The organism is Streptomyces sp. NPDC090045 (assembly GCF_044747975.1).
Lineage (GTDB): Bacteria > Actinomycetota > Actinomycetes > Streptomycetales > Streptomycetaceae > Streptomyces.
Map to the genome: position 1 here is coordinate 191,805 of NZ_JBIVFA010000011.1, position 25,264 is coordinate 217,068.

The 25,264-nt window shown below is 70.7% G+C and carries 28 protein-coding genes; 22 read left to right on the forward strand and 6 right to left on the reverse strand.

What is annotated here, in order from left to right:
• Window positions 1-51 precede the first annotated feature (51 nt).
• Window positions 52-600, reverse strand: a complete 549-nt coding sequence (locus ACIPYQ_RS27475; protein WP_361764737.1) for a hypothetical protein — start codon at window positions 598-600, stop codon at window positions 52-54.
• 308 nt (window positions 601-908) lie between these two features.
• Here ACIPYQ_RS27475 and fmt point away from each other — a divergent pair, with 308 nt between their 5' ends.
• The 11 genes from fmt (at window position 909) to ACIPYQ_RS27530 (ending at window position 10,582) form a co-directional block, all read left to right on the forward strand.
• Window positions 909-1,853: a methionyl-tRNA formyltransferase gene (gene fmt / locus ACIPYQ_RS27480; RefSeq protein WP_361764735.1), complete on the forward strand. Its 945-nt coding sequence runs from the start codon at window positions 909-911 to the stop codon at window positions 1,851-1,853.
• 96 nt (window positions 1,854-1,949) lie between these two features.
• Window positions 1,950-3,410, forward strand: a complete 1,461-nt coding sequence (locus ACIPYQ_RS27485) for a transcription antitermination factor NusB (RefSeq protein ID WP_361764732.1) — start codon at window positions 1,950-1,952, stop codon at window positions 3,408-3,410.
• 132 nt (window positions 3,411-3,542) lie between these two features.
• Window positions 3,543-4,001: a hypothetical protein gene (locus ACIPYQ_RS27490; protein ID WP_401256119.1), complete on the forward strand. Its 459-nt coding sequence runs from the start codon at window positions 3,543-3,545 to the stop codon at window positions 3,999-4,001.
• A gap of 7 nt (window positions 4,002-4,008) precedes the next feature.
• The gene (locus ACIPYQ_RS27495; RefSeq protein ID WP_401256122.1) at window positions 4,009-5,844 is read left to right on the forward strand and encodes an alpha/beta hydrolase; all 1,836 of its coding nucleotides are present in this window, start codon (window positions 4,009-4,011) and stop codon (window positions 5,842-5,844) included.
• A 113-nt stretch (window positions 5,845-5,957) separates the two neighbouring features.
• Entirely contained in the window at window positions 5,958-6,827 is an 870-nt protein-coding gene (locus ACIPYQ_RS27500; RefSeq protein ID WP_401256124.1) for a hypothetical protein, read from the forward strand.
• On the forward strand, window positions 6,824-7,384 hold the full coding sequence (locus tag ACIPYQ_RS27505; protein WP_401256127.1) for a hypothetical protein: 561 nt from the start codon (window positions 6,824-6,826) through the stop codon (window positions 7,382-7,384). Before ACIPYQ_RS27500 ends, ACIPYQ_RS27505 begins: the two co-directional genes overlap by 4 nt.
• A gap of 102 nt (window positions 7,385-7,486) precedes the next feature.
• On the forward strand, window positions 7,487-8,173 hold the full coding sequence (gene rpe / locus ACIPYQ_RS27510; protein WP_361764718.1) for a ribulose-phosphate 3-epimerase: 687 nt from the start codon (window positions 7,487-7,489) through the stop codon (window positions 8,171-8,173).
• Between the two features lie 105 nt (window positions 8,174-8,278).
• Window positions 8,279-9,328: a sugar-binding domain-containing protein gene (locus ACIPYQ_RS27515; protein WP_361764715.1), complete on the forward strand. Its 1,050-nt coding sequence runs from the start codon at window positions 8,279-8,281 to the stop codon at window positions 9,326-9,328.
• Window positions 9,329-9,430: 102 nt separating this feature from the next.
• Entirely contained in the window at window positions 9,431-9,652 is a 222-nt protein-coding gene (locus ACIPYQ_RS27520) for a CarD family transcriptional regulator (RefSeq protein ID WP_189740325.1), read from the forward strand.
• A 49-nt stretch (window positions 9,653-9,701) separates the two neighbouring features.
• Window positions 9,702-10,166 carry a ribonuclease domain-containing protein gene (locus ACIPYQ_RS27525; protein WP_401256132.1) on the forward strand — a complete coding sequence of 155 codons (465 nt, stop codon included), beginning with the start codon at window positions 9,702-9,704 and terminating at the stop codon, window positions 10,164-10,166.
• Window positions 10,163-10,582 (forward strand): barstar family protein, encoded by a 420-nt coding sequence (locus ACIPYQ_RS27530; RefSeq protein ID WP_401256135.1) that lies wholly within the window; start codon window positions 10,163-10,165, stop codon window positions 10,580-10,582. The genes ACIPYQ_RS27525 and ACIPYQ_RS27530 overlap by 4 nt, the downstream gene beginning before the upstream one ends.
• An 84-nt stretch (window positions 10,583-10,666) precedes the next feature.
• On the opposite strand, the gene ACIPYQ_RS27535 is transcribed toward ACIPYQ_RS27530, so the two are convergent.
• From ACIPYQ_RS27535 to ACIPYQ_RS27555, 5 genes are all read right to left on the reverse strand, one after another.
• Entirely contained in the window at window positions 10,667-11,137 is a 471-nt protein-coding gene (locus ACIPYQ_RS27535; protein ID WP_401256137.1) for a group II truncated hemoglobin, read from the reverse strand.
• 5 nt (window positions 11,138-11,142) lie between these two features.
• Complete coding sequence (locus tag ACIPYQ_RS27540) at window positions 11,143-11,463, reverse strand: antibiotic biosynthesis monooxygenase (protein WP_319722270.1); 321 nt, start codon at window positions 11,461-11,463, stop codon at window positions 11,143-11,145.
• A 73-nt stretch (window positions 11,464-11,536) separates the two neighbouring features.
• Entirely contained in the window at window positions 11,537-12,046 is a 510-nt protein-coding gene (locus ACIPYQ_RS27545) for a hypothetical protein (RefSeq protein WP_401256141.1), read from the reverse strand.
• A gap of 54 nt (window positions 12,047-12,100) precedes the next feature.
• Window positions 12,101-13,846, reverse strand: coding sequence for an FAD-dependent oxidoreductase (locus ACIPYQ_RS27550; RefSeq protein WP_401256144.1), 1,746 nt, complete (start codon window positions 13,844-13,846; stop codon window positions 12,101-12,103).
• Window positions 13,843-14,115 carry a UBP-type zinc finger domain-containing protein gene (locus ACIPYQ_RS27555; protein ID WP_401256147.1) on the reverse strand — a complete coding sequence of 91 codons (273 nt, stop codon included), beginning with the start codon at window positions 14,113-14,115 and terminating at the stop codon, window positions 13,843-13,845. The genes ACIPYQ_RS27550 and ACIPYQ_RS27555 overlap by 4 nt, the downstream gene beginning before the upstream one ends.
• 281 nt (window positions 14,116-14,396) lie before the next feature.
• On the opposite strand from ACIPYQ_RS27555, the gene ACIPYQ_RS27560 reads away from it, so the two are divergent.
• From ACIPYQ_RS27560 to glgX, 11 genes are read left to right on the forward strand one after another with little or no spacing between them, the layout of a single operon-like run.
• Window positions 14,397-15,221 (forward strand): type 1 glutamine amidotransferase domain-containing protein, encoded by an 825-nt coding sequence (locus tag ACIPYQ_RS27560; protein WP_361764694.1) that lies wholly within the window; start codon window positions 14,397-14,399, stop codon window positions 15,219-15,221.
• Between the two features lie 42 nt (window positions 15,222-15,263).
• Window positions 15,264-16,901 carry a thiamine pyrophosphate-binding protein gene (locus ACIPYQ_RS27565; RefSeq protein WP_401256150.1) on the forward strand — a complete coding sequence of 546 codons (1,638 nt, stop codon included), beginning with the start codon at window positions 15,264-15,266 and terminating at the stop codon, window positions 16,899-16,901.
• A 50-nt stretch (window positions 16,902-16,951) separates the two neighbouring features.
• Window positions 16,952-17,386, forward strand: a complete 435-nt coding sequence (locus tag ACIPYQ_RS27570) for a nuclear transport factor 2 family protein (RefSeq protein ID WP_362238731.1) — start codon at window positions 16,952-16,954, stop codon at window positions 17,384-17,386.
• Window positions 17,387-17,409: 23 nt separating this feature from the next.
• A complete protein-coding gene (locus ACIPYQ_RS27575) occupies window positions 17,410-17,865 on the forward strand; it encodes a nuclear transport factor 2 family protein (RefSeq protein WP_361764685.1) in 456 nt (151 codons plus the stop codon).
• Between the two features lie 13 nt (window positions 17,866-17,878).
• Window positions 17,879-18,250, forward strand: a complete 372-nt coding sequence (locus tag ACIPYQ_RS27580; protein WP_351297093.1) for a nuclear transport factor 2 family protein — start codon at window positions 17,879-17,881, stop codon at window positions 18,248-18,250.
• A 10-nt stretch (window positions 18,251-18,260) separates the two neighbouring features.
• Entirely contained in the window at window positions 18,261-19,865 is a 1,605-nt protein-coding gene (locus ACIPYQ_RS27585; protein ID WP_401256155.1) for a GMC family oxidoreductase, read from the forward strand.
• Window positions 19,858-20,469 (forward strand): DJ-1/PfpI family protein, encoded by a 612-nt coding sequence (locus ACIPYQ_RS27590; RefSeq protein ID WP_401256158.1) that lies wholly within the window; start codon window positions 19,858-19,860, stop codon window positions 20,467-20,469. Before ACIPYQ_RS27585 ends, ACIPYQ_RS27590 begins: the two co-directional genes overlap by 8 nt.
• On the forward strand, window positions 20,469-20,912 hold the full coding sequence (locus ACIPYQ_RS27595; protein WP_361764674.1) for a VOC family protein: 444 nt from the start codon (window positions 20,469-20,471) through the stop codon (window positions 20,910-20,912). The genes ACIPYQ_RS27590 and ACIPYQ_RS27595 overlap by 1 nt, the downstream gene beginning before the upstream one ends.
• 1 nt (window position 20,913) lies before the next feature.
• On the forward strand, window positions 20,914-22,737 hold the full coding sequence (locus ACIPYQ_RS27600) for an AGE family epimerase/isomerase (RefSeq protein WP_401256162.1): 1,824 nt from the start codon (window positions 20,914-20,916) through the stop codon (window positions 22,735-22,737).
• Window positions 22,738-22,774: 37 nt separating this feature from the next.
• Complete coding sequence (locus tag ACIPYQ_RS27605) at window positions 22,775-23,125, forward strand: STAS domain-containing protein (protein WP_030008823.1); 351 nt, start codon at window positions 22,775-22,777, stop codon at window positions 23,123-23,125.
• Window positions 23,122-25,260 carry a glycogen debranching protein GlgX gene (glgX, locus tag ACIPYQ_RS27610; protein ID WP_401256166.1) on the forward strand — a complete coding sequence of 713 codons (2,139 nt, stop codon included), beginning with the start codon at window positions 23,122-23,124 and terminating at the stop codon, window positions 25,258-25,260. Before ACIPYQ_RS27605 ends, glgX begins: the two co-directional genes overlap by 4 nt.
• The last annotated feature ends 4 nt before the right edge of the window (window positions 25,261-25,264 follow it).

The following is a 25,264-nucleotide window of genomic DNA, read 5'->3' on the forward strand; positions in this document are numbered from 1 at the left end:
AGCGGCGGCGGCCGGCCGTCGGGGGTCGGCGTCCCGGCGGCGGGACACAGGTCAGCCGTTGCGCGGACCGGGGAAGGCGGGGGAGCGGGGAGCCTCCCCGAGCGTGCGGCCCGGGGTCCCGCCGGCCGCGGCCTGGGCCTCCTCGCGCACGGGCTGCGGCGGCACCGAGCGGGCGGCCGGCACGGTGGGCAGCGGCCCCAGGGGCCGGGCGGTCGAGCCCTCGGCCAGCGGCTCCGCGGACTCGGCGGACTGGGCCCGCCGGGCACCGTAGCGGCGGTGTACGGCCTGCTTGGTGACGCCGAGCGCCGAGCCGACCGCGTCCCATGAGAAACCGAGCGAGCGGTCGAAGTCCACGGCGGCGGTGACCAGCGTCTCGACGCTGTCCCGCAGCTCCTGCGCGAGGCGGACGGTGGGCGCGGGCGCCCGGCCGTAGACGACGAAGCCCGTGGAGGGACCGGAGCGGCGCGGGCGGTACACGTTGCCGAGCTGGGCGGTGAGCGTACGCAGAGCATCCACCTGCCGGCGAACCCGCTCGATGTCCCGCACCAGGAGGTGCAGGCTGGCCCGGGCTTGGGCGTCGTGGGTGGCGTGGTCGGCCATGAAGAAGCCTCTCGAACCGGTGCTGAAGGGCGGATCGGGCCGCAGACACCGTTCACACGCGGCCCGTTTCGGTCAATCTCTCTTGACCAACGCGCCACCCGGCGCCCAGGTCACGCTGAGGGGGCGTGTCGGCATATGCGAGAGGCGCGTGTGTGTGCGTACGCCCCCTCGGCGCCGCAGGCCACCCCTGGTGGGGTGGCCGGCGGACCCTGGCCGGACGCCCCCCGGACGGCCGCCGGATCGCCCGTGGGCGCGTGCCCCATAGACTGGTGCGCTGCTGACAGCCGAGATAGCGAGGTAGGACCCCAGTGAAGCTCGTCTTCGCAGGCACCCCCGAGGTCGCCGTACCCGCCCTGGACGCCCTGATCGCCTCCGGGCGGCACGAGGTCGCCGCCGTCGTCACCCGGCCGGACGCACCGGCCGGCCGCGGCCGCCGGCTCGTCGCCAGCCCCGTCGCCGAGCGCGCCGAGGAGGCCGGCATCGAGGTCCTCAAGCCCGCCCGGCCCCGCGACCCCGACTTCCAGGCCCGGCTGCGCGAGATCGCCCCGGACTGCTGCCCCGTCGTCGCCTACGGGGCCCTGCTCCCCAAGAGCGCCCTCGACATCCCCAAGCACGGATGGGTCAACCTGCACTTCTCGCTGCTGCCCGCCTGGCGCGGTGCCGCGCCCGTCCAGCAGTCGATCATGGCGGGCGACCAGGTCACCGGCGCCTCCACCTTCCTCATCGAGGAGGGCCTGGACTCCGGCCCCGTCTACGGCATCCTCACCGAGGAGATCCGCCCCACCGACACCAGCGGCGACCTGCTCACCCGGCTGGCCTTCGCCGGCTCGGGGCTGCTGGCCGCCACCATGGACGGCATCGAGGACGGCACCCTGCGCGCCGTCGCGCAGCCCCACGACGGGATCTCCCTCGCGCCCAAGATCACCGTGGAGGACGCCCGGATCGACTGGACGGCGCCCGCGATGCGCGCCGACCGCGTGGTGCGCGGCTGCACGCCGGCCCCGGGCGCCTGGACCGTCTTCCGCGGGGAGCGGCTCAAGCTGATCTCGGTGGCCCTGGTGGCCGACCGCACCGACCTGGCCCCGGGCGAGCTGGCCCCGGCCAAGAACAACGTCCACGTCGGAACCGGCTCGCACGCCGTGGAGCTGCTGTGGGTGCAGCCCCAGGGCAAGAAGCCGATGCGCGGCGCCGACTGGGCCCGCGGGGTGCGGATCGCGCCCGGCGAGCGGCTCGGCGGGGCCGACGTAGGCTGAATCCAGCCGACCCGAATCCGGCCACGCCGACCGTGGCGGCCCGCCCCCCTTTCACGTCATGACCGCAGCACCTCGTAAACCCGGAGCACCTTTCACGTGAGCGAACAGCCCCGTCCCCGTCGCAACCCCGCAGGTCAGCGGCAGGCCAAGCCCTACCGGCGGCCCCAGAAGGACCCCGTCCGGATGCTGGCCTTCGAGGTGCTGCGGGCGGTGGACGAGCGCGACGCCTACGCGAACCTCGTGCTGCCCCCGCTGCTGAAGAAGGCCCGCCAGGACGAGAGCTTCCAGGCGCGCGACGCGGCACTGGCCACCGAGCTGGTCTACGGGACGCTCCGCCGCCAGGGCACCTACGACGCCGTCATCAAGGCGTGCATCGACCGGCCGCTGCGGGAGGTGGACCCGCCGGTGCTCGACGTGCTCTCGCTCGGCGCGCACCAGCTGCTCGGAACCCGGATCCCCACGCACGCGGCGGTCTCCGCGAGCGTGGAGCTGGCCCGGGTGGTGCTCGGGGACGGGCGCGCCAAGTTCGTGAACGCCGTGCTGCGGAAGATCGCCGCGCACGATCTCGACGCCTGGCTGGAACGGGTCGCGCCGCCGTACGAGGACGACGCCGAGGAACACCTCGCCGTGTACCACTCGCACCCCCGCTGGATCGTCAGCGCCCTGTGGGACGCGCTCGGCGGCGGCCGCGCCGGGATCGAGGACCTGCTGGAGGCCGACAACGAGCGGCCCGAGGTCACCCTGGTCGCGCGCCCGGGCCGCTCCACCCCGCAGGAGCTGCTGGACGCGGTCGGCGAGGAGTCGGCGCTGCCCGGCCGCTGGTCGCCGTACGCCGTCCGGATGGCCGAGGGCGGCGAGCCCGGCGCGCTGGAGGCGGTGCGCGAGGGCCGCGCCGGCGTGCAGGACGAGGGCAGCCAGCTGGTGGCGATGGCCCTGGCGGCCGTGCCGGTCGAGGGCAGCGACGAGCGCTGGCTCGACGGCTGCGCGGGCCCCGGCGGCAAGGCGGCGCTGCTCGCCGCGCTCGCGGCGCAGCGCGGCGCGTTCCTGCTCGCCTCGGAGAAGCAGCCGCACCGGGCCCGGCTCGTGGAGCGCGCGCTCGCGGGCAACCCCGGGCCGTACCAGGTGATCGCGGCGGACGGCACCCGGCCGCCGTGGCGGCCGGGCTCCTTCGACCGCGTCCTGATGGACGTCCCGTGCACGGGCCTGGGCGCGCTCCGCCGTCGCCCGGAGGCGCGCTGGCGGCGTCGCCCGCAGGACCTGGAGGGCTTCGCGCCGCTCCAGCGCGGACTGCTGCGGGAGGCGCTGTCGGCGGTCCGGGTGGGCGGCGTCGTGGGCTACGCGACGTGCTCGCCGCACCTGGCGGAGACCCGGGTCGTCGTGGACGACGTCCTGAAGGGGCGCGGCGCGGGCGCGTCGCCGGTGTCCGCGGAACTGATCGACGCGAGGCCGTTCATGGCGGGCGTGCCGGGCCTGGGCGACGGCCCCGACGTCCAGCTGTGGCCCCACCTGCACGGGACGGACGCGATGTACCTGGCCCTGCTGAGGCGCACGGCGTAGGGCCGGGCCCCGGTCCCGTGCCCATCCAGGGGTCCCGTGCCCGTCTAGGTACGGGTACTCATGAGCTGCGCTGCGGTGCGAGGTAGTGTTCCCGGCTGGTGATCAACAAGAACGGTCGGGGGCTGCGCGCGCATGGCGTGGGACGAGTGGGAACAGATCAAAGCCGGTGCGGGCGACGGGCAGCACGTGGCCATGAGGCTCAACCAGGTGCCCGCCGATCCCGGCACCGGCGCCCCGAGCGCCGTGACGGGCGGCCTTCAGTCCAGCAAGAAGGCGTGGACCACGGCCGGTGCGGGCGTCGGATCCCTGCGCCAGACCATCGGCACCACGCTCACCAGGCTCGAGGACGGGCAGAGCGGGATCGGCTCGACCGCCGGGTGCCTGACCGCGGCCGCGCAGAAGGAGGTGTACGACTCCTGGAAGAAGTACGCCGAGAGCGTCAGCGAACGGTGCGGCGCGCTCCAGGGAATCCTGAACCAGGTGGGCCGCGACGTGTTGACGACCGACGACGGCGTCAAGGCGGAGATGGACCGGCTGAACGCCACCTACGCGGACACGGACGTAGTCGGCGGCCAGGCCAAGGGCCGGTGACGGGGCGATGGACTACGCGACCCTCAAGGCCTTCAAGCCGTCCGAGTTCGAGGAAGCCGCCGATGGCTACCGCACCATGGGCAACTCGGCCCAGGCGGCCAGGGAGCACATCGAGAACGCGGTCGCCACGGGCATGCGCAAGTCGCTGACGGGCGAGGCGGCGGACGCCGCGCAGAAACAGCTCCAGGTCTTGGCGAAGAACTTCCACTACACGCAGACCGAATGCGGTGTGATCAGCACGGCGCTCAACGGGTTCGCCTATGACATGGCGGCCGCCAAGCGGAAGCTGGAGGCGGCGATCGCGGACGCGCAGGCGGACGGCTGCAAGGTGAACGACGACGGCTCGGTCGCGTTTCCCGCCGGACAGAAGTCGGGCGCCGAGAAGCCCACCGAGGGCGGCACCGTGACCGGGAGCGCGGGCGGGACCGAGACCTCCGACGCGGTGGAACGCCAGGCGGCGAACATCCACCCGAACCCGAACTACGGCAAGGCGATGGCGTACGCGAACCGCATCGCCGACGCGCTCAAGGAAGCGACGGACGCGGACGCCAAGTGGGAGCCGAAGATACGGGCCCTCAAGGCCGACGACGACCTGACCGTGTCCGGCAGTGACTGGACGGACGTCACGTCGGACACGGACACCGTGCGCGGGGCGGCCGATGCCTACCTCGGCACGATCAAGGCGCCGCCCAAGAACGACTGGCCCCAGGACAACGCCAACTGGTGGAACGGCCTCACCGAGGAACAGCGCGAGGACTACGTCTCCATGCACCCCGCGAGCATCGGCGCGCTCGACGGCCTTCCCTCCGCCGTACGCGACGACGCGAACCGCATCGTCCTCGCGGAGCAGCGCGGCGCCAAGCAGGTGGAGTACGACGCCTGGCTCAAGAAGGAGCCGGAGCAGTACAGGCCCTACATCAGCCCCATCACGGGCCGTGAGGTGAAGGGCGCGATGGTCCCGACGGACGAGTGGAAGAAGTGGGAGGAGAAGAGGAAGGAGATCGAGGACGGCTCCAAGGGCATGGACGCCATACAGAAACGATTCGACACCTACACGAGCGAGAGCAACCGCCCCTATCTCCTCGGCTTCGACGGCAAGGACATGGGGCGCGCCATCGTCTCCATAGGCAATCCGGACACTGCCGACAACGTGGTGACGTACGTGCCCGGGACGTTCGCCGAGCTGAAGTCCATCGACGGGGACATCGGTAGGGCCGAGAAGCTCCAGTTGAGGGCGGAGCGCCAGGACATGGCCCACTCGACGGCCTCGATCGTGTGGCTCGGATACGACGCCCCACAGGGCATCACGACCGATGCGACGGAGACCAAGTGGGCGGACAACGCCAGGGAGCCGCTCGGTAACTTCATCCAGGGCATCGAGGAATCCAACCACCGCGAGGGCGGCGTGAACCAGACGCTCCTGGGGCACAGCTACGGGTCCCTGGTGGTGGGCGAGGCGATGAGCATGCACGTGGACCTGCCGGTCGACAACGCGATCATGGTGGGCAGTCCGGGCGTGGGAGTGGACCACGCGAAGGACCTGAACATCCCGCCGGACCGGGTCTTCGCGGCCACGGCGGGCTGGGACCTCATCAACATCGCCCCGCCGCCGGCCGGGCCCTTGGCCCCCCTCAACCCGAAGGCTTACATGGAGCTCTTCGACGACCATTCGATCGTCCACGGAACCGACCCGACGAGCGACGACTTCGGGGGCCAGGTCTTCGAGGTCCCCGACGGGAAGTTGCCGCTCGAGGACTGGGAAATGATGCCCGCGCACTCCCAGTACTGGGACGAAAGGCCCCTCGACAGCCTGGCGAAGATCGTCACCGGAGGACGACCGTGAATCTACGCAAACTGATCCCGGCTGCCGCAGTGCTGGCCATGACGATCATGGTGACCGCGTGCGGGGCGCAGGGGGATGGACAGAAAACCGGCGGAAAAGCACCGAAGGTCACGATGAACGAGCAGCAGGCGATCGACCGGGCAGAGGAAATCATCCACCAGGCGGTGGGGGGCATGTCCCCCCAGCCGACACTGGAGCGCATAGGCCCCACGCCCGTCGGACCCTGCATCGCCAGAGACGACCATGGCCCCGACGACCGCCTGGCGGTCAATGTCGCCTACAAACTGACGGGCGTTCCGGGGGGCGAGGCCCAGAACCTCGTGCGGCAGGCGCGGGACGCCTGGCTGAAGCAGGGCTACAAGCACAACACGTCGGGCGAGGTCGACTGGTCCAGCCCCTTTCCGACGGTCTACATGCGCACCGGTCCCGACGACTTCTGGATGGACGCCGTGACCGGCGTCGTGGACCGGGCCAAGGGCGAGGGGGTCGCCTCCCTCGCTGTGACGTCGCCCTGCTTCCTCCCGCCGGGCAAGAGCAAGGCCTCGGGGGTGACCCCGGCCAGTCCTGCCGCGTTCGAGGCCCCGTCGGCCGACGATCCCGCCACGCGCCGGGCCCTCGCCCACTCCAGCCGGATCTACGACGCGCTGCAGGTCGGATCGGCGCCCACGCAGCCCGGGGAGGGCCTCAGCACGGTCCGGGACGAGTCGGGCGCCTCGGTGCACCACGCCTGGTCGACCGAGCCGCTGCCGGAGGGCGAGAGGGCGGCTGCCGTGGCGCGCGCGCAGACGTTCTTCCAGAGCGCGGGATGGACCGTGCGCCGTGTACCGACGCCTGAGGGCCCCCCGGCCGTCGTCGCCGGCCACCCCGGAGAGCGCACGGTCGCGCAGGTCGCGGCCTCGACCACCGGGGCGGTGCGCGTCGCGGTGACGACACCCGCCACCGGTCCGGCATCCGCGGACGCAGGAAGGCCGGCCTCCGCGTGACCCCACGGAAGGCGTTCCCGGTCGCCGCGCTGCTCGCGCTGACGGTCACGGCGACCGCATGCGGGGGAGGGGCGGCGAAGCAGGTCACCATGACCGAGCAGCAGGCCGTCGACCGGGCGGAAGAGATCATCCGGCAGGGGGTGGGCACCATGTCGCCCCAGCCGACGCTGGAGCGTTTCGGCCCGGCGACCATCGGCACCTGCATCGCCAGGAACGACAGCCGCAGTGACGACCGGCTGCAGGTGACCCTCTTCTACAAGCTCACCGGGGTCCCCGGGACCGAGGCCGGGCACCTCGTGCTGCAGGCGCGGGACGCCTGGCTGAAGCAGGGCTACAAGTACAACTCGTCGGGCGAGGCGGACATGTCCGGGCCCTTCCCCTGGGTCAGCATGCGCACGGAGCCCGATGACTTCTGGATGGAGGGCATCACCGGGGTCGTGGACCGCGCCAAGGGCGAGGGTCTCGCTTCTCTCAAGGTGACGTCGCCCTGCTTCTATCCGCCCGGCAAGAGCAAGGCCTCGGGGACGGCTGCGGGGCCAGTCCGGCCCGGCCTTTAAGGGGCGGTGAAGTGTTGTCGGTGATCGGTTAAGCGTTGCTACGCCCGTCCCGACTTGCGGGGTCGTGGCCGGAACCGGCCGGAGGCATGGCAGGCTTGGGGCATGGCCGCGCAGATTTATCCCAGCATCCTGTCCGCCGACTTCGCCCGACTCGCCGAGGAGGCGAAGGCCGTCGAGGGGGCCGACTGGCTTCATGTCGACGTCATGGACAACCACTTCGTCCCGAACCTCACCCTCGGCGTGCCCGTCGTGGAGTCCCTGAGCCGGGCCACGGACATCCCGCTGGACCTCCACCTGATGATCGAGAACCCGGACCGCTGGGCCCCGCAGTACGTGGAGGCCGGTGCGGGTTCGGTCACCTTCCACGCCGAGGCCGCGGCGGCGCCGGTGCGCCTCGCGCGGGAGATCCGGGCCAAGGGGGCGCGGGCGTCGATGGCGCTCAAGCCCGCGACGCCCATCGAACAGTACGAGGACATCCTCCCCGAGCTCGACATGCTGCTGATCATGACCGTCGAGCCCGGCTTCGGCGGCCAGCCCTTTCTCGACATCATGCTCCCCAAGATCCGCCGGACCCGGGAGCTGATCTCCAAGCACGGCCTGGAGCTGTGGCTGCAGGTCGACGGCGGGGTTTCGGCCTCGACCATCGAACGCTGTGCCGAGGCCGGCGCCGACGTCTTCGTCGCGGGCAGCGCGGTCTACGGCGCGGTCGATCCGGCCGCCGCCGTGCGCACGCTGCGTGACCAGGCGGGTGCGGCGATCGCCGCCGCGCCGTGGGCTTGCGACCACTGAGCCAAGGGTTGATGAACAGCTCGGTGAACGGGAGCTGTCCAGGCTGATCAACGGCCGTCGGATCTGACAGGATGAACGGCGAGTCGAGAGTGTGAACACGAGAGTGTGAACAGCAGTGAGGAGAACGCGGTGTCTGCAATGTCGGCGGGACGGTCAGCCCTGCGGATGGGACCCGCGGAGCTGGTGCAGGCGGCGGCCATGGCGCGCCGTTTCTACCTCGAGGGCAAATCCAAGATCCAGATCGCCGAGGAGTTCGGCGTGAGCCGCTTCAAGGTGGCCCGGGTCCTGGAGACCGCCCTGGAGCGGGACCTCGTACGGATCGAGATCCGGGTACCGGCCGAACTCGACGCGGAGCGCTCGGACGCTCTCAGGGCCCGGTACGGGCTCCGGCACGCCGTCGTGGTGGAGTCGCCCGCCGACGCCACCGAGGACGCGCCGGACCCGGAGAACCTGGGCGCGGTCGCCGCCGACCTGCTGGGCGAGCTGGTCAACGAGGGCGACGTCCTGGGCCTGGCGTGGGGACGGTCGACCATTCACATGGCCGCCTCCCTGCACCGGCTGCCCCAGTGCACCGTCGTGCAGCTGACCGGTGTGTACGACGCGGGGACCGCCGAGCGCGGTTCGGTCGAGGCCGTGCGCAGGGCCGCCCAGGTCTCGGGCGGCGACGCGCACCCGATCTACGCGCCGATGCTGCTGCCCGATCCGGCGACCGCGGCTGCCCTGCGCAACCAGACGGGGATCGCGCGCGCCTTCGAGTACTTCGACAAGGTGACGGTCGCGGCCGTCTCCATCGGCTCGTGGGAGACGGGCATCTCCACCGTCCACGACATGCTGACGGACGAGGAGCGGGCCCACTACGCCTCGCTGGGCGTCGCGGCCGAGATGTCCGCCCACCTGTTCGACTCCGAGGGTCGGCGGGTCGGCCGGGACCTGGGCGAGCGGTGCATCACCGTCGAGGCGGACCGGCTGCGGCGGATCCCGGAGGTCGTGGCGATCGCGGGCGGGCTGCGCAAGGCCTCCGCGATCGGGGCGGTGCTCCGGTCCGGGCTGGTGACCAGCCTCGTCACCGACACGGCCGTCGCCGACTACCTGCTGACCGAGTCGGCCCCCGGGCTGCGGCCGGCGCTGGACCGGGCCGATCCCGACGACCTGTAGCGGCGGATCGGCGGTCCGCCGCCACGGCTGGTGCGGATGGTGCCGGAATTGAGATCCGAACGGCGGACCGCGCGGCGGCCTGCTGGGCGCATACTGGTTCCAATGACAAAGTCAGCAGTACCTCGCCGCCATTTGCCGTCCAGCCCGTTCAAGGCCCCCGTGGAACAGCCCATCCGGCAGTTCAGCGTCGGCGACCGGGTCACTCACGATGAGCACGGCCTCGGCCGTGTCGTCGGAATCGAGGAGGGGATCGCTGTTCTCGTCGACTTCGGTTCGGTCCAGAAGCGCATTCTGAGTCCCTACACCAAGATGGCCGCACTCTGAGGCCACCGGGCGATTCGCGAGCGAATCGGATATTTGGCACGATCGGTGCATGATCTTTCGGAACGTGCCCCGATCGTTGCTGCGTTTACTGGGGGCCGCGTTCCTCTGTGCCGCGCTGGTCGGCGCGGTGGGCTGTGGCGGGCAGCAGCCCGCGCCCGCCGCCGCCAGCGCCAGCGCCAGCGCGAGTGTGCGCGGGGCCAGTCCCGGCAGTGATACCGCTCCCGCGTGGGCGAAGGGCATGGCCGTCGTACGGGCCGACACGCTGCCGCAGCAGGCCCGTGACGTGCTCGCGCTCATCGACAAGGGCGGGCCGTATCCGTACCGGCAGGACGGCACCGTCTTCGGGAACTTCGAGAAGGCCCTGCCCAAGCAGAAGCGCGGCTACTACCACGAGTTCACGGTGCGGACCCCGGGGGAGCGGGACCGCGGGGCCCGGCGGATCGTGACGGGTGAGGGTGGGGAGTTCTTCTACACGGACGACCACTACGACACCTTCAAGGCGGTTCTCCGATGACCCTGGACCCGCAGCCGCTCGAGCCCGCGCTCGCGGCGGCCGATGCCGCCGGCTGGACGACCGTACGGCTGGACCTGGACGGCGTACGGGGCAAGGCGGAGCTGATGCGGCGCTGCGGGGTCGCCTTGCGGCTGCCGGAGTGGGTCGGCGGGAACTGGGACGCGCTCGCGGACGCGATGCGGGACCTTTCCTGGCTGCCGGAGGCCGGGGGGCGGCTGGTGGCCGTGACCTCGTGGCGTGGCTATGCCGATGTGCGGCCCGCGGAGTGGGAGACCTTCGTGGAGGTGCTGGAGGAGGCGGTGGACTTCTGGCGGGAGCAGGGGGGTGGGCCGGGGCTCACCGTGCTGCTGGCCGAGGCCGGGCCGGCTGCCGCGGCTCCGGCCCGGACCCCGCGCCTCAAGCGCCGTCCGGGCTGAAAGATCGGGGCTCCGCCCCCGGCCCCGCGCCTCAAGCGCCGGCGGGGCTGGATTGGGCGGAGCCCCGGTTCTTTCAGGTGGGACTCAGTCCGACTTCGGGATCCACGGTGGGGTCTGGCCCCAGGACCAGACCGGGATCTTGGCCGCGTCCACCGGGGGTGGGTTGGGGCCCGAGTAGATCAGGGCCATGCGCGTGCCCCACTCGATGTAGTAGGCGAAGACTCCGCGGAACTCGGGGTCCGTCGGGAGGCCGACCTCGTCGGCCGTGTCCATGAGCAGGTCCACCCAGCGGCGGCGCTGCTTCTCGGTGATCCCGCGGCCCAGGTGCTTGGTGGCCATGTGCTGGTGGCCGCCGTGGTGGTCGGTGTAGTCCGAGGGGCCGCCGAAGACCTCCGCCAGCCAGACCGCGACGTGCTGCGGGTGCTCCGAGTCCATGCCGGCGAAGACCGGGGCCAGGATCTCGTCCTGCAGGGCGTGGGCGTAGAAGGCGTCGGTGAGGCGGTCCAGCGCCTCCGCGCCGCCCATCCACTCGTAGATGGTGGGTGTGGTGCTCATCGTCGTCAGGTGGCCTTTCCCGTGCCCACGACGCCCGTCACGAGGTAGTGCTGCATCTCCTCGATGGCCGTCACGTACGGTCGGATCGCACTGAAGAACGCCGGGAAGTGCTCGCCCTTGCGGAATCCGCCCAGGTGGGCCTCGATCGAGGTCCAGCGGATGCGCAGGATGTAGCGCTCCTTCTCCTCCTCGCACCGGGCCAGTTCGTAGTCGATGCACTCGGGTGACGCGGCCAGGGCCTCGGCGGCCCGGGCGTACGCGTCCTCGAAGGCCGGCTGGTCGTCCAATGCGATCCGGTAGCGGATGTATTCGACGGTGGTGGTCATGGGTGCGTGCCTCTCCCTGGTTGGTGGTCCCGGCCAGCCTTACGCGATCATGCGCCGGAGTGGGGCCGATCGGTCATTCGGACCCGGACTTCCTGGAGTCGGTCTCGCCGGAGACGTCCGGGCCCTGCTCGCGGACCTGGCGGACCTTGTCCAGGGAGTCGCGCAGTTCGGTCAGCCAGGTGTCGGTGTTGCGCCCGACGAGGCGGACGCACCAGGCCAGGGCGTCGGCCCGGCTGCGGGCGACCCCGCCGGCGACCAGGGTGTCGAGGACCTGGCGCTCGGACTGGCGCAGGCGGGTCATGACCGGGACGGCGAGGTGGGTGAAGAGCGTTGTCTCCTCACCCGCCCGCACGCCCCAGGCCACCTTGCGGCGGTAGAGGGACTCGGCCTCGCGGGCCACCTCGATGCGCTGTTCGCGGGTGCGTTCGCGGAACTCCTTGACCGACTCGGCCGCCGGTATGACCCCGACGACCGTGATCTCCTCGCGGTCGGCCGTGACCGAGACGAGGGACTCGTAGACGTCCACCGGCAGGCGCTCGGCGAACCACGCGCGGAGCTGTTCGCTCTGTTCGGCTGTAATCATGTAATCAACGTTGCATCCGATACCTTCTTGATCGCAAGGATCCTGCGTTCGCTCTCAGCCCATCGAGCGGTAGCGGTGGATCAGGGAGACGGCCATCGCGCCCTCGCCCACGCCCGAGGCGACCCGCTTGACCGAGTGGGCACGGACGTCGCCCGCCGCGAAGACGCCCGGGACGCTCGTCTCCAGCGGGTAGGGGGCCCGCTCCAGGCTCCACTCGGCCGGGAGTTCGCCGCCGTTCGCGATCAGGTCCGAGCCGGTGAGGACGAAGCCGTACTCGTCCCGCTCGACGACGCCGGCCAGCCAGTCGGTGTGCGGGCGGGCGCCGATGAAGGTGAACATGAACCGGGCCGGGACCTCCTTGTCCTCGCCGGTGTCCGCGTCGTGGAGGGTCAGCCGCTCCAGGTGTTCGTCGCCGTCGAGGCGGACCACGGTCGTGCGGACCCGCACCTCGATGTTCGGGGTGCGGTCGATCTCGTCGATCAGGTAGCGGGACATGCTCGCGTCCAGGGAGGCCGCGCGGACCAGGATCGTCACCCGGGCCGCGTACTTGGCGAAGTGCACCGCCGCCTGGCCGGCCGAATTGGCGCCGCCCACGATGAACACGTGCTGCGAGATGCACGCGGAGCTCTCGGTGGTGGCCGCGCCGTAGTAGAGCCCCGCGCCCTCGAAGCGGTCCGCGCCGGGGGCCTCCAGACGGTTGTACGAGACGCCGGTGGCCAGCAGGACCGTCTCCGCGCTGATCTCCGTGCCGTCCGCCAGGGTGAGGATCTTCGCCGGATCGTCCCGGGTCAGCGAGACCACCTCCACCGGGTGCAGGATCTCGGCGCCGAACCGCGAGGCCTGGATCGTGGCCCGGCGGGTCAGGTCGCCGCCCGAGAGGCCCGAGGGGAAGCCGAGGTAGTTCTCGATGAGGCTGGAGGTGCCCGCCTGGCCGCCCGGGGCGCGGGAGTCCAGCATGAGGGTCGACAGGCCCTCCGAGGCCGAGTAGACGCCCGCCGCCAGGCCCGCCGGGCCCGCGCCGACGATGACGCACTCGTAGTGCGGGCGCGAGGCGGTGGTGGCCAGGCCCAGGCGCTGGGCGAGCTGGGTGTCGGTGGGGGCGGAGAGCACCGTGCCGTCCGGGAAGCGGACGAGGGGGAGCGCCCCGTCGGGCTGGGCCGCGATCAGCGTCAGCGCCTCGGGGTCCCGTTCCACGTTGAGGAAGCGGAACGGCTGGCCGTTGCGGGTGAAGAAGTCCCGGACGGCGTGGGTGCCGGGGGAGACCAGGTGGCCGGCGACTATGATCCCGTCGTACGCGGGGCGGTAGGTGGCCAGCCAGTCCGACAGCAGGTCGTCCAGGACCGGGAAGAGCCGCTCGTGCGGCGGGTCCCACGGCTTGAGCAGGTAGTAGTCCAGCCGGACCCGGTTGATGGCGGTGATCGCCGCGTCGGTCTCCGCGTAGGCCGTCAGCAGCACCCGGCGGGCGTCCGGGAAGCGGCTGACCGCCTCCAGCAGGAACTCGACCCCGGTGACGTCGGGCATCCGCTGGTCCACGAGGAACAGCGCCGGGTCGTGGCCGCGCTCGTCGAGGGAGTCCAGGATCTTCAGGGCGTCGGCCGCGGAGGAGGCGCCAAGCACCCGGTAGCGGTCGCCGTAGGCGCTGCGCAGGTCGCGGCGGACGGCGCGCAGCACCTGCGGGTCGTCGTCCACGGCGAGTATGACCGGCTTCTTGTTCTCGGCGCGCTCGGCGCGCTCGGCGCGCTCGGCGGCGGCCGCCGCGGACACGGCCGGGGCGGCGGAGCTCTCCGGGGCCGCGCTCATGCCGGGTCCAGCATCAGCTGGTCGGCGTAGCACCAGGCCCAGTCCTCGCCGGGCTCGTGGGAGGCGGCGATGGCGTGCTCGGTGGTCCGGTAGTGCCGGGTGGCGTGACGGTTCTTCGACGAGTCGCAGCATCCGACGTGCCCACAGCTGAGGCACATCCGCAGGTGCACCCAGGTGTCGCCGGCTGCGAGGCACTCCTCGCAGCCCGCGGCCGTGGGTTTCACCGGACGTATCTGATCGATGTGTGTGCACAACAGGTCCATCGTCATCGTCCCCGTCCCTCTCTCGTGCTCGTTCACCAACACGGCCCGCGCGCCCGTGATTCACGGCGCGTCCAGACCATAGGGCGGGGGCGCGGGAATGGTTCATCGATTCGGCCGAAGTCAGGTAGTCCTGAAGCTACTTCCTGACGTCCGCCGGTGACTTCATGAGGTGCTGACGCCACCTGGTCGGCTACCTCACGAAGTCGCATACCAGCGCTTTGACGCACGCCCCGGGCGCGGCCAGTGTGGGGGACGCCAACGACAACAGGCGGCGCCTGGAGGAATACGTGAGCAGAAAGATTCTGGTCATTGTCTCCGAACACGGTTACTGGGCCGAGGAACTGATCGGACCCGTGTCGAAGTTCGACGAGCGGGGCTACGAGGTCACATTCGCCACGCCGACCGGAAAGCGTGCACACGCTCTTCCGCCGAGCCTCGACGCGAACTACATCGATCCTCCACTGGGACGCTCGGTCACCAGCGAGGAGAACGCCCGGCTGGGGCGGGAGTTCGAGCAGTCGAGCCGGCTGGACTCGCCGCTCGACATCGAGGCGTGGGTCCCCGAGCGTCCGTACACGAGCGACGAGGGCTACCTGCGCAAGCTGGAGCAGTACCACCGGGACCTGGACAAGCTCGACGCCGACATCGCGGACTACGACGCGATCCTCATCGTCGGCGGCAGCGGCCCGATCGCGGACCTCGCCAACAACGAGCGCGTGCACGCCCTGATCCTGGCCTTCAAGAAGGCCGGCAAGGTCGTGGCCGCGGAGTGCTACGGGGTCGCCTGCCTGGCCTTCGCCCGGGACTGGAGCGACCGCAGGAGCATCATCTGGGGCAAGCACGTGACCGGCCACTGCAAGGAGTACGACTACAAGGACGGCACCGGATTCCTCGGTACCGACTTCAACATGGGGCCGCCGCCGTATCCGCTGGAGTACATCCTGCGCGATGCGACGGGCCCGCGCGGCGCGTACCACGGGAATTTCGGCAAGCCGGTCTCGGTGATCGTCGACTTCCCCTTCGTCACCGGACGTTCCACCCCCGACTCGTATCTCACGGGGCAGAAGATCGTGGAAGTCCTGGAAGACGGTCTCACCCGATACGGCTGGTAATCCCGGAGGCCGCGGAGAAATCGGAGAGTTGAGGGGGAATTCATGGAAGCCACTCCCGGACGGGAAAGGCTGATCGAGCAGTTCAAGGCCGACGGCCTGAAGGTGATGTTCGGAAATCCGGGGACGGTGGAACAGGGATTCCTCGACGCGGTGGACGCGGCGGAGGACTTCACCTACATCCTCGCCCTCCAGGAGACCGTCGCCGCCGGCATCGCCGACGGGTACGCCCGGGCGACCGGCGGCGCGGCCCTGCTCCAGCTGCACTCCGGGGTGGGGCTCGGCAACGGCATCGGCATGCTCTACCAGTCGCTGCGCGGCCACACCCCGCTCGTCGTGGTCGCCGGTGACGCCGGGGTGCGCTACGACGCCATGGACGCCCAAATGGCGTCCGACCTGGTGGCGATGGCCAGGCCGGTGACGAAGTACGCGACCCGGGTCACCGACCGGCACTCCGTGCTCCGCACCGTCCGGCGCGCCGTGAAGATCGCGCTCACCCCGCCCCGGGGGCCCGTGTTCGTGGCGCTGCCGATGGACGTGCTGGACGAGCTCAACTCCGAGCCCGTCCTGCCGGCCACGGTGCCGCTCACGGACGTGGCGCCCTCGCCGGCCTCGGTGGGGCGGGCGGCCGAGCTGCTCGCCTCCGCGCGGCGGCCGGTGGTCCTCGTCGGGGACGGGGTCTCGCTCTCCGGGGCGCAGAACGAGCTCGCCGCCGTCGCCGAACTGCTGGGCGCCGACGTGTACGAGGTCGACTCGTCCGAGGTGAACATCGCGGCCTCGCACCCGCTGCGGCGCGGCCAGACCGGCCACATGTTCGGCCCGCACAGCAAGGAGCTGGTCGGGGACGCCGACGGGGTGCTGATCGTCGGCACCTATGTCTTCCCGGAGGTGTTCCCCGAGCTGGAGAACCCCTTCCGGGCGGGCGCGAAGGTCGTCCACATCGACCTCAACGCCTACGAGATCGCCAAGAACCACCCCGTGGACCTGGGCCTGGCCGCCGACCCCCGGCAGGCGCTGCGCGCGCTGGCCGGCGTACTGGACCGGCTGCTGACCCCGCAGCAGCGGGCGGCGGCGTCCGCCCGGCTCGACGTACGGATCCGGGAGCGGGCCCGTGAGGCGCGGGCGGCCACGGACGACGGCTCGCCGATGGCCGTCTTCCTGAAGACGCTGGCCGAGCGCACCGGCGGGGACCTGATCGTCTTCGACGAGGCGCTGACCACCTCGCCGCTGGTCACGCGGTACCTGCCGGCGGAGCGGCCCGGCGACTACCACCTCACCCGGGGCGGTTCGCTCGGCGTGGGCTTCCCGGGCGCGGTCGGCGCCAAGCTGGCCCGGCCGGACCGGCTCGTCGTCGGCTTCGCGGGCGACGGCGGGTCGATGTACACGTACCAGGCGCTGTGGACCGCCGCCCGGCACGGCATCGACGCGAAGTTCGTGGTCTGCAACAACCGCAAGTACCGGCTGCTGGACGACAACATCGCCGAGTACTGGCGGGAGCGGGACATCCCGGAGCACGGCTTCCCGGGCTCCTTCGACCTCTCGCACCCCGAGATCGACTTCGCCGGGCTGGCCCGGTCGCTCGGCGCCGGCGGGATGCGCGTGGAGAAGCCGGACGAGGCGGTCTCCGCCGTGGGCCGGATGCTGTCCCACCCCGGCCCCTTCCTCGTCGACATCCAGATCTGACAGCCGACAGCCATCCGACGCAAGTCCCAGCACGGACAGGAGGAGACCGCATGCCCGCCGAGCGGCAGCTGACCGAGGACGCGATCCGCAGTTTCGCCGAGAAGTGGTACGTGGCGCTGGACCGGCACGTGGGGGCGGCCGAGGTGCTCGCCCTGATCACCGAGGACCTGGAGTTCAAGGTCCCCGAGGACACCTTCCTCGGACACGAGGGCTTCGGACGCTGGTACGAGGCCGTCACCCACCGCTTCTTCGACGAGGTGCACACGGTCACGAAGGTGGAGCCCGTCATCGAGGGCGACCGGGCGGTCGTCCGGGTCCTCGTCAACTGGCAGGCCAAGATCTGGGACCCGCCGGCCGCCCGCAGCGAGTGGCTCGGCTTCGACGCCGATCAGACGTGGACCGTGGTCGCCGGTCCGAACGGACCGCTGATCAAGCAGTACACCGTCAACGACCTGGCGCCGATGCCCGGTTCCGGCTCCCTCTGACCGCCGGCGAAGGAGAAGCCACCATGACCGAAGTGACGCAGGAGCGGGTGCGGGCGGCCTACGCCGCCCTCGGCTCCGGCGACCGGGCGCGCATCCTGGAGTACTACTCCGAGGACCTGCGCTGGCTGGTGCCGGGCAACCACCCACTGGCCGGCTGGTACGAGAGCCTGGACGCCTTCCTGGAGCTGATGGGCCAGACCCACAAGCTCACGGGCGGCACCTTCCGGATGGACCTGGAGGCGGTCCTCGTCGGCGAGGACTGTTCCGCGGACGTGTGCCGCAACGTCGCCCTGCGGGCCGGCGCGGACGAGGCGAGCGGCTCCCCGTACGAGCGGATGGACTACCCGGTCTTCCACTACATGCGCTGGCGGGACGGCCGGATCGTCGAGGGCCGCGACGGGCTCTTCGGGGACTCGGCGTCCGCCTTCAGCCAGTTCTGGGCGCCGTTCGCGCCGGACGGAACACGCAGGGACCGATAGGGGGATGAGCGCGATGGACGCACGACAGATCCTTCAGAAGTACTACGAGTACGCCAACGCCGGTGACTGGGACCGCTGGTGCGACCTGTTCGCCGACGACCAGGTGATGGACGAGCAGCTGGCCGGCCACATCGAGGGACTCGAAGTCCTGCGCTCGATGATGAAGGGCATGGGCACGATGTACCGGGTCTTCCGGAACGAGCCCGTGCACTTCCTCGTCGACGGTGAGAAGGCCGCGGCCGTCTCGCACCTGACCGCGGTCAGCGCCTCGGGCGAGCCCATCGAGGCCGAGGTCATGAACTTCTTCCGGATCGTGGACGGAAAGATCGCCTACATGGCGAACTACCACGACACGGTTCCCTTCCAGGTGCTGAGCCAGGGCTGAGGGGGGACCCGTGAGCGCGGAAGAGTACGACTACGTCGTCGTGGGATCCGGCACCGCGGGCAGCGTCCTCGCGAACCGGCTCTCCGAGGACCCGGACGTCTCCGTCCTCGTCCTGGAGGCCGGCGGCTCCCGGATCCCGCCCGAGGTGGACGACCCGTCCTCCTGGTACAAGCTCCTCGGCGGCCCCGTGGACTGGGGCTACACCAGCACCCCGCAGCCCGGCCTGGACGGCCGCCGCACCTACGAACCGCGCGGCAAGGCCCCCGGCGGCAGCAGCAACCTCTACATCATGATGCACATCCGCGGCCACGCCTCGGACTTCGACAACTGGGCCTACCAGGGCGCGGCCGGCTGGGCGCACGAGGACGTGCTGCCGTACTTCGCCCTGCTGGAGGGCCAGGAGGACGCCACCGCCGCCACCACCGGCACCCGGGGTCCGCAGCGGATCACCCACGCCGGGCGGCACGGCCCCAACCCGGTCTCGCGCGCCTTCATCGACGCGGCCGTCGAGCTGGGCCACGAGGAGATCGCCGACTTCAACACCGACGGCCCCCGGCGCGGCCTCTTCGGCACCGGCTGGCACCACATCGACGTGGCCGACGGCCGCCGCCAGGGGGTGCTCGCCGCCTACCTGGAACCCGCCCTGGACCGAGCCAACCTGACCCTGCGCACCAACGCGCAGAGCACCCGGCTGCTCTTCGACGGGGACACCTGCACGGGCGTCGAGTACGCCCAGCTCCGGGCCCCTGCCGAGTTCGTCGGCCGGACCGTCCGGGACGCGCACAGCAGTGCCGCGGCGCCCGGGCTGCACACCGTACGGGCCCGCCGGGAGGTGATCGTGGCCGCCGGGGCGATCGAGTCCCCGAAGCTGCTGCTGCTCTCCGGCATCGGCCACCCCGAGCAGCTGCGCGAGCACGGCATCGAGGTCACCGCGGCCCTGCCCGGGGTCGGCGAGAACTTCCACAACCACGTCCTGACCGGACTGATGGCCGAGGTCACCCAGGAGCTCCCGCCGCCGGCGCAGAACCTTTCGGAGAGCGCTCTGTTCCTGTCCTCGCGGCCCGGGCTGCCCGCCCCCGACCTGCAGATCGCCTTCGTCCACGTGCCCTTCGACGTGATCGTCGGCCAGGACCACCCGAACACGGTGTCCATCCTGCCCGGCGTCGTACGGCCGGTCTCGCGCGGCTGGATCAGGCTCGCGAGCGCCGACCCGCTGGCCCACCCGCTGATCAACCCGAACTACCTGGGCGACCGCTGGGACCTGGAACGGATGGTGCAGGGCGTCAAGACCGCCCGGGAGATCTTCGCGACCTCCGCCTTCTCGCCCTGGTACAAGCAGGAGCTCCAGCCCGGACCCGGCTACGTGAGCGACGACGACCTGCGGACCTTCGTGAAGCAGAAGTCGGAGAGCTACCACCACCAGGCCGGCTCCTGCCGCATGGGCATCGACGACCTCTCCGTCGTCGACCCCGAGCTGCGGGTGCACGGCGTACGGAACCTGCGCGTCGTCGACGCCAGCGTGATGCCCGCCGTCCCGTCGGGCAACTGCCACACCGCCATCGCGATGATCGCCGAGCGCGCGGCGGACTTCCTGAGGGGGACCTCCCGTGCCTGACGCCGTGCTGCGCGAGGGTGCGCTGTCCGGGACCCGGATCGCGGTCCTGGTCGAGAGCGACTACTACGAGCCGGAGATCTTCTACTACCAGCACCGGTTCGCGGAGGAGGGCGCCGAGGTCGACTTCCTGACCCGGCTGTGGGGCAACGACTCCATCACCTTCACCGGGCACGAGTACCGGGCCCCCTTCACCGTGAACGGCTCCCTGGAGGGGCTGAGCGACGACGACCTGCGCCGGTACGCGGCGGTCATCGTGCCCTCCGGGATGGTGGCCGACCGGCTGCGCTACACCGAGGACGTGGACGTCCTCGCCCCGGCGACGGAGCTGCTGCGCCGGGCCTTCGAGGAGCCGACGGTCCTCAAGGGGATCATCTGCCACGGCATGTGGCTGGCCTCCTCGATCCCGGACAAGGTGCGCGGCCGCAAGGTGGTCTGCCACAACAACCTCATCGGGGACGTCCGGAACATGGGCGGCCAGTACGTCGACGAGGACGTGGTGGTGGACGGGGACCTGGTCACCGGCCGCACCGGCGCCCACCACCACCTCTTCGCCCGCCGGCTCATCGAGCTGATCGCGGCGGGGCGGGGTCGGGGGGCCGCCTGATGGCCGGCCTGGTCTGGTCGCACGTGGGCCTCAACTGCGTGGACCAGAAGACCACGGAGGACTTCTACACCCGCTACTTCGGCTTCTCCCGGGCCCGGGTGGTCGACCTCGGGGAGTCGCAGATCGTGTTCCTGCGCAAGGGGGACGCGTACCTGGAGCTCTTCGCGGTCGGCGTCGAACCGGCGCGCGCGGCGAACGAAGACGGTCCGCAGACCCCGGGGCGGATGCGCCACCTGGCCTTCCAGACCGACAGCGTGGACGCGTTCCTGGCCGAGCTGGGGGACGCGGCCGAAGTGACCCTGGGGCCGCTGGACTTCGACGACTTCATCTGCGGCTGGCGGACCGTGTGGGTCCGCGATCCGGACGGAGTGATCGTCGAGGTCAGCCAGGGATATGAGGACGACCGCTCTCACGAGGGCTCTCACGACAAGGACGGTGCTTGACATGGCGGATGCCGTGAGCTTCTCCTTCTCCGACACCATCGCCGGCTACGTCGAACGCTTCGACTCCGGGGCGCGCGTGCTGCGTCTGAAGACCTCCGACGGGCGCGGGTTCGACGTCTCGCTCGCCGGCGACCCCAGCGCCGAGCTGGTCCGCAACCTGGACGAGCCCTACATCGACGCCTCCGGGCACATCGACGAGATGCTCTCGCCGGGCCGGTTCCTCTTCGTCTACGGAGTCCACTACCCGGAGCACGGCGGGCGGTTCGACGCCAAGCGCCTGGTCTTCCTGGGCCGCGGCGCCGAGGACTACCGCTTCGAGGAGCCCAGCTGGTGGATCAAGCAGATCGAATCCCTGGCCGACTTCTACAAGCGGGCGCAGTTCGGCGACGGGCCGGTGGACTTCACCGAGTACCGCACCGAGATCCGGCTCGGCGGTGACAAGACCGCCAGCCACGTCCAGGAGACCGACACGATCTCCCGCCTGGTCTACGGCATGGCCTCGGCCTATCTGCTGACCGGCAAGGACGAGTACCTGGAGGTCGCCGAGCGCGGCACCGAGTACCTGCGCAAGCACATGCGGGTCGTGGACAGCGAGGAGGACGTGGTCTTCTGGTACCACGGCATCAGCGTCGACGGGGACAGCGAGCGCAAGCTCTTCACCTCGGAGTTCTCCGACGACTACGACGCGATCCCGATGTACGAGCAGATCTACGCGCTGGCCGGCCCCGTCCAGACGTACCGGGTCACCGGCGACGTCCGGATCAAGAACGACGCGGACGCCACCATCCGGCTCTTCGACAAGTTCTTCTTCGACCCGGAGCAGGGCGGCTACTACTCGCACATCGACCCGATCCTCTTCAGCGCCGACCACGAGTCCCTCGGCGAGAACGCCGAGCGCAAGAACTGGAACTCGGTCGGCGACCACGCGCCCGCGTACCTGATCAACCTCTACCTGGCGACGGGCGAGCAGAAGTACGCCGACTTCCTCGAGTACACCTTCGACACCATCGCGGACAAGTTCCCGGACTACAAGAACAGCCCCTTCGTCCAGGAGCGCTTCTTCCGCGACTGGTCGCACGACACCGCCCACAGCTGGCAGCAGAACCGCGCGGTCGTCGGCCACAACCTGAAGATCGCCTGGAACCTGATGCGGATGAACTCGCTGAAGGCCAAGCCGGCGTACGAGGACCTCGCCAGGAAGATCGGCGAGATCATGCCGGCGGTCGGCAGCGACGTGCAGCGCGGCGGCTGGTACGACGTCGTCGAGCGGACCAAGTCCGGGGACGAGGAGACGTATCGTTTCGCCTGGCACGACCGCAAGGCCTGGTGGCAGCAGGAGCAGGCGATCCTCGCCTACCTCATCCTGAACGGCACGGTCGGCGGCGAGGCGAACCTGCGCGAGGCCCGGCAGGCGCAGTCCTTCTACAACACCTTCTTCCTCGACCACGACGAGGGCGCCGTCTACTTCAACGTGCTCGCCAGCGGTACGCCGTACCTGCTCGGCACCGAGCGCCTCAAGGGCAGCCACTCGATGTCCATGTACCACTCGGCGGAGCTCTGCTACCTCTCCGCCGTCTACAACAACCTGCTCGTCAACGGCCGGGAGATGGACTTCCACTTCCAGCCCGACCCGACCGGCCTGCCCGACCGCGTCCTGCGCGTCTCGCCCGACCTGCTCCCGGCCGGCTCGGTGCGGATCGCATCCGTGGAGATCGACGAGAAGCCCTACACGGACTTCGACGCGGACGCCCTCACCGTGCGGCTGCCCGACGTCCAGGGCCGGGTGAAGGTCAAGGTCCGGCTGCGTCCAGTGGCCAAGAAGTAGCGCTCAACGGGGGGCGCCCCAACCAGAGGGGAATGCAATGACTCTCAACGTCAAGGAACGCCGCAACAAGACGGGCACCGTGCTCGTCGCCACCGGCGAGATCAACAGCGAGACATCCGGTTCGCTGCTCCAGGCCCTGCTGCCGCTCGTCCGCGAGGGCAAGCCGCTGAAGATCGACCTCACGGCCGTCACCTACGTCTCCAGCGCGGGCCTGCGCACCCTGCTCGTCGTCTACCGCGAGGCGCAGCACGCCGGCGTCGCCGTCACCCTCTACGGGGTGAGCGAGGAAGTCCGGTTCGTCATGTCGGCCACCGGCTTCCTCGACTTCTTCGAGACCGGCGAGGCCGTCGCGGCGGCCGCCAAGGCCAAGGCCAAGGCCGCGCGATGAGCGAGACCCGGTCCGAGCAGGTCCTGCGCGTCGACGCGTACCCGACCCACGAGCTGGGCGGGTACCGCGTCCGGGCGGGCAAACCGTTCCCCTTCGGGGCCAACGTGGTCCCCGGCGGGGTCAGCTTCTCCGTCTTCTCCGACCAGGCCACCTCCATGACCCTGGTCATCTACAAGCGCGGAGAGCCCGAACCGATGGCCGAACTGGAGTTCCCCCAGGAATTCCGCACCGGCAGCGTGTTCGCCATGACCGTCTTCGGCCTCGACCACGAGAACATCGAGTACGGGTACCGGGCCGACGGCCCCTACGACCCGGTCACCGGCCACCGCTTCGACGCCCGGCAGGTCCTCTCCGACCCCTACGCCCGGCTGATCGCCGGCCGTGACGTGTGGGGCGTGGAGCCGGACCGCAGCCGCGGCTACCAGTACCGCTCCCGCGTCTGCCTCCAGGACTTCGACTGGGGCGACGACACCCCGCTGGGCATCCCCGCCGAGGACCTCGTCGTCTACGAGGCCCACGTGCGCGGCTTCACCCGGCACCCCAACTCGCAGGTCACCGCGCCCGGCACCTTCGCCGGGCTGCGCGAGAAGATCCCGTACCTCAAGGAACTCGGGATCAACTGCATCGAGCTGCTCCCGGTGTTCGAGTTCGACGAGAGCGACAACCCGCGCTCCAACCCGGAGACCGGCGAGAAGCTCTTCGACTACTGGGGCTACAACACCATCTCCTTCTTCGCGCCCAAGGCCGGCTACGCGGCCACCGGGCGGTACGGGATGCAGGGCGACGAGTTCCGCACCCTGATCAAGGACCTGCACGCGGCCGGCATCGAGGTCATCCTCGACGTCGTCTTCAACCACACCGCCGAGGGCAACGAGCAGGGCCCGACGATCTCCTTCAAGGGGCTCGACAACGCCACGTACTACATGCTCACGCCCGAGGGGTACTACTTCAACTTCAGCGGCACCGGCAACACCGTCAACTGCAACCACCCCGTCGTGCGCAACTACGTGCTCGACTGCCTGCGCCACTGGGTCGCCGATTACCACGTCGACGGCTTCCGCTTCGACCTGGCGGCCATCCTCGGCCGGGACCTGGACGGCACTCCGCTGCCCAACCCGCCGCTGCTGGAACTGCTCGCCTACGACCCGGTCCTGCGGCACACCAAGCTCATCGCCGAGGCCTGGGACGCCGGCGGCCTCTACGAGGTCGGCAACTTCCCGGCGTACGGCCGCTGGGCGGAGTGGAACGGCAAGTACCGCGACACCGTGCGCCGCTTCCTCAAGGGCGACGCCGGGGTCACCGGAGAACTGGCCACCCGCGTCGCCGGCTCGCCCGACCTGTACTCCACCCGCGGCACCGCCGCCTCGGTCAACTTCCTGACCGCGCACGACGGCTTCACCCTCGCCGACCTGGTCTCCTACAACGACAAGCACAACGACGCCAACGGCGAGAACAACAACGACGGCGCCAACGACAACAACAGCTGGAACTGCGGCGCCGAGGGGCCCACCGACGACCCGGAGATCAACGCGCTGCGCACGCGCCAGATGAAGAACGCGATCGCCATCCTCTTCACCAGCCAGGGCATCCCGATGCTGCTGTCCGGGGACGAGGTCGCCCGCACCCAGCAGGGCAACAACAACACGTACTGCCAGGACAACGAGCTCTCCTGGTTCGACTGGGACCAGGTCGACCAGAACGCCGAACTGCTCCGGTTCACCCGCGAGATGATCGCCTTCCGCAAGCACCACCGCGAGCTGCGCTCCACCGCCCACCCCACCGGCCGGGTCCGCGAGAACCTGGGCCTGCCGGACATCAGCTGGCACGGGGAACGGGCCTGGCAGCCCGACTGGTCCGACGAGAGCCGGCTGATCGCCGTGGCCCGCTGCGGCACCGGGGACGACGACGTGGTCTACGTGGCCATGAACGCGCACTGGGAGTCGCACGACCTGGAACTGCCCGCCCTGCCGGGAGGCCGGAGCTGGCACCTGTTCGCCGACACCGGGGCCGAGGCACCGCACGACATCCGCACCCCCGGCGGCGAGCAGGATCTGGACAACGCCGGGAAGTACCTGATCGGCCCGCGCTCGGTCGTGATCCTGGTGGGCCGAACCGATGATCCCGAGATGCTGTGACCGA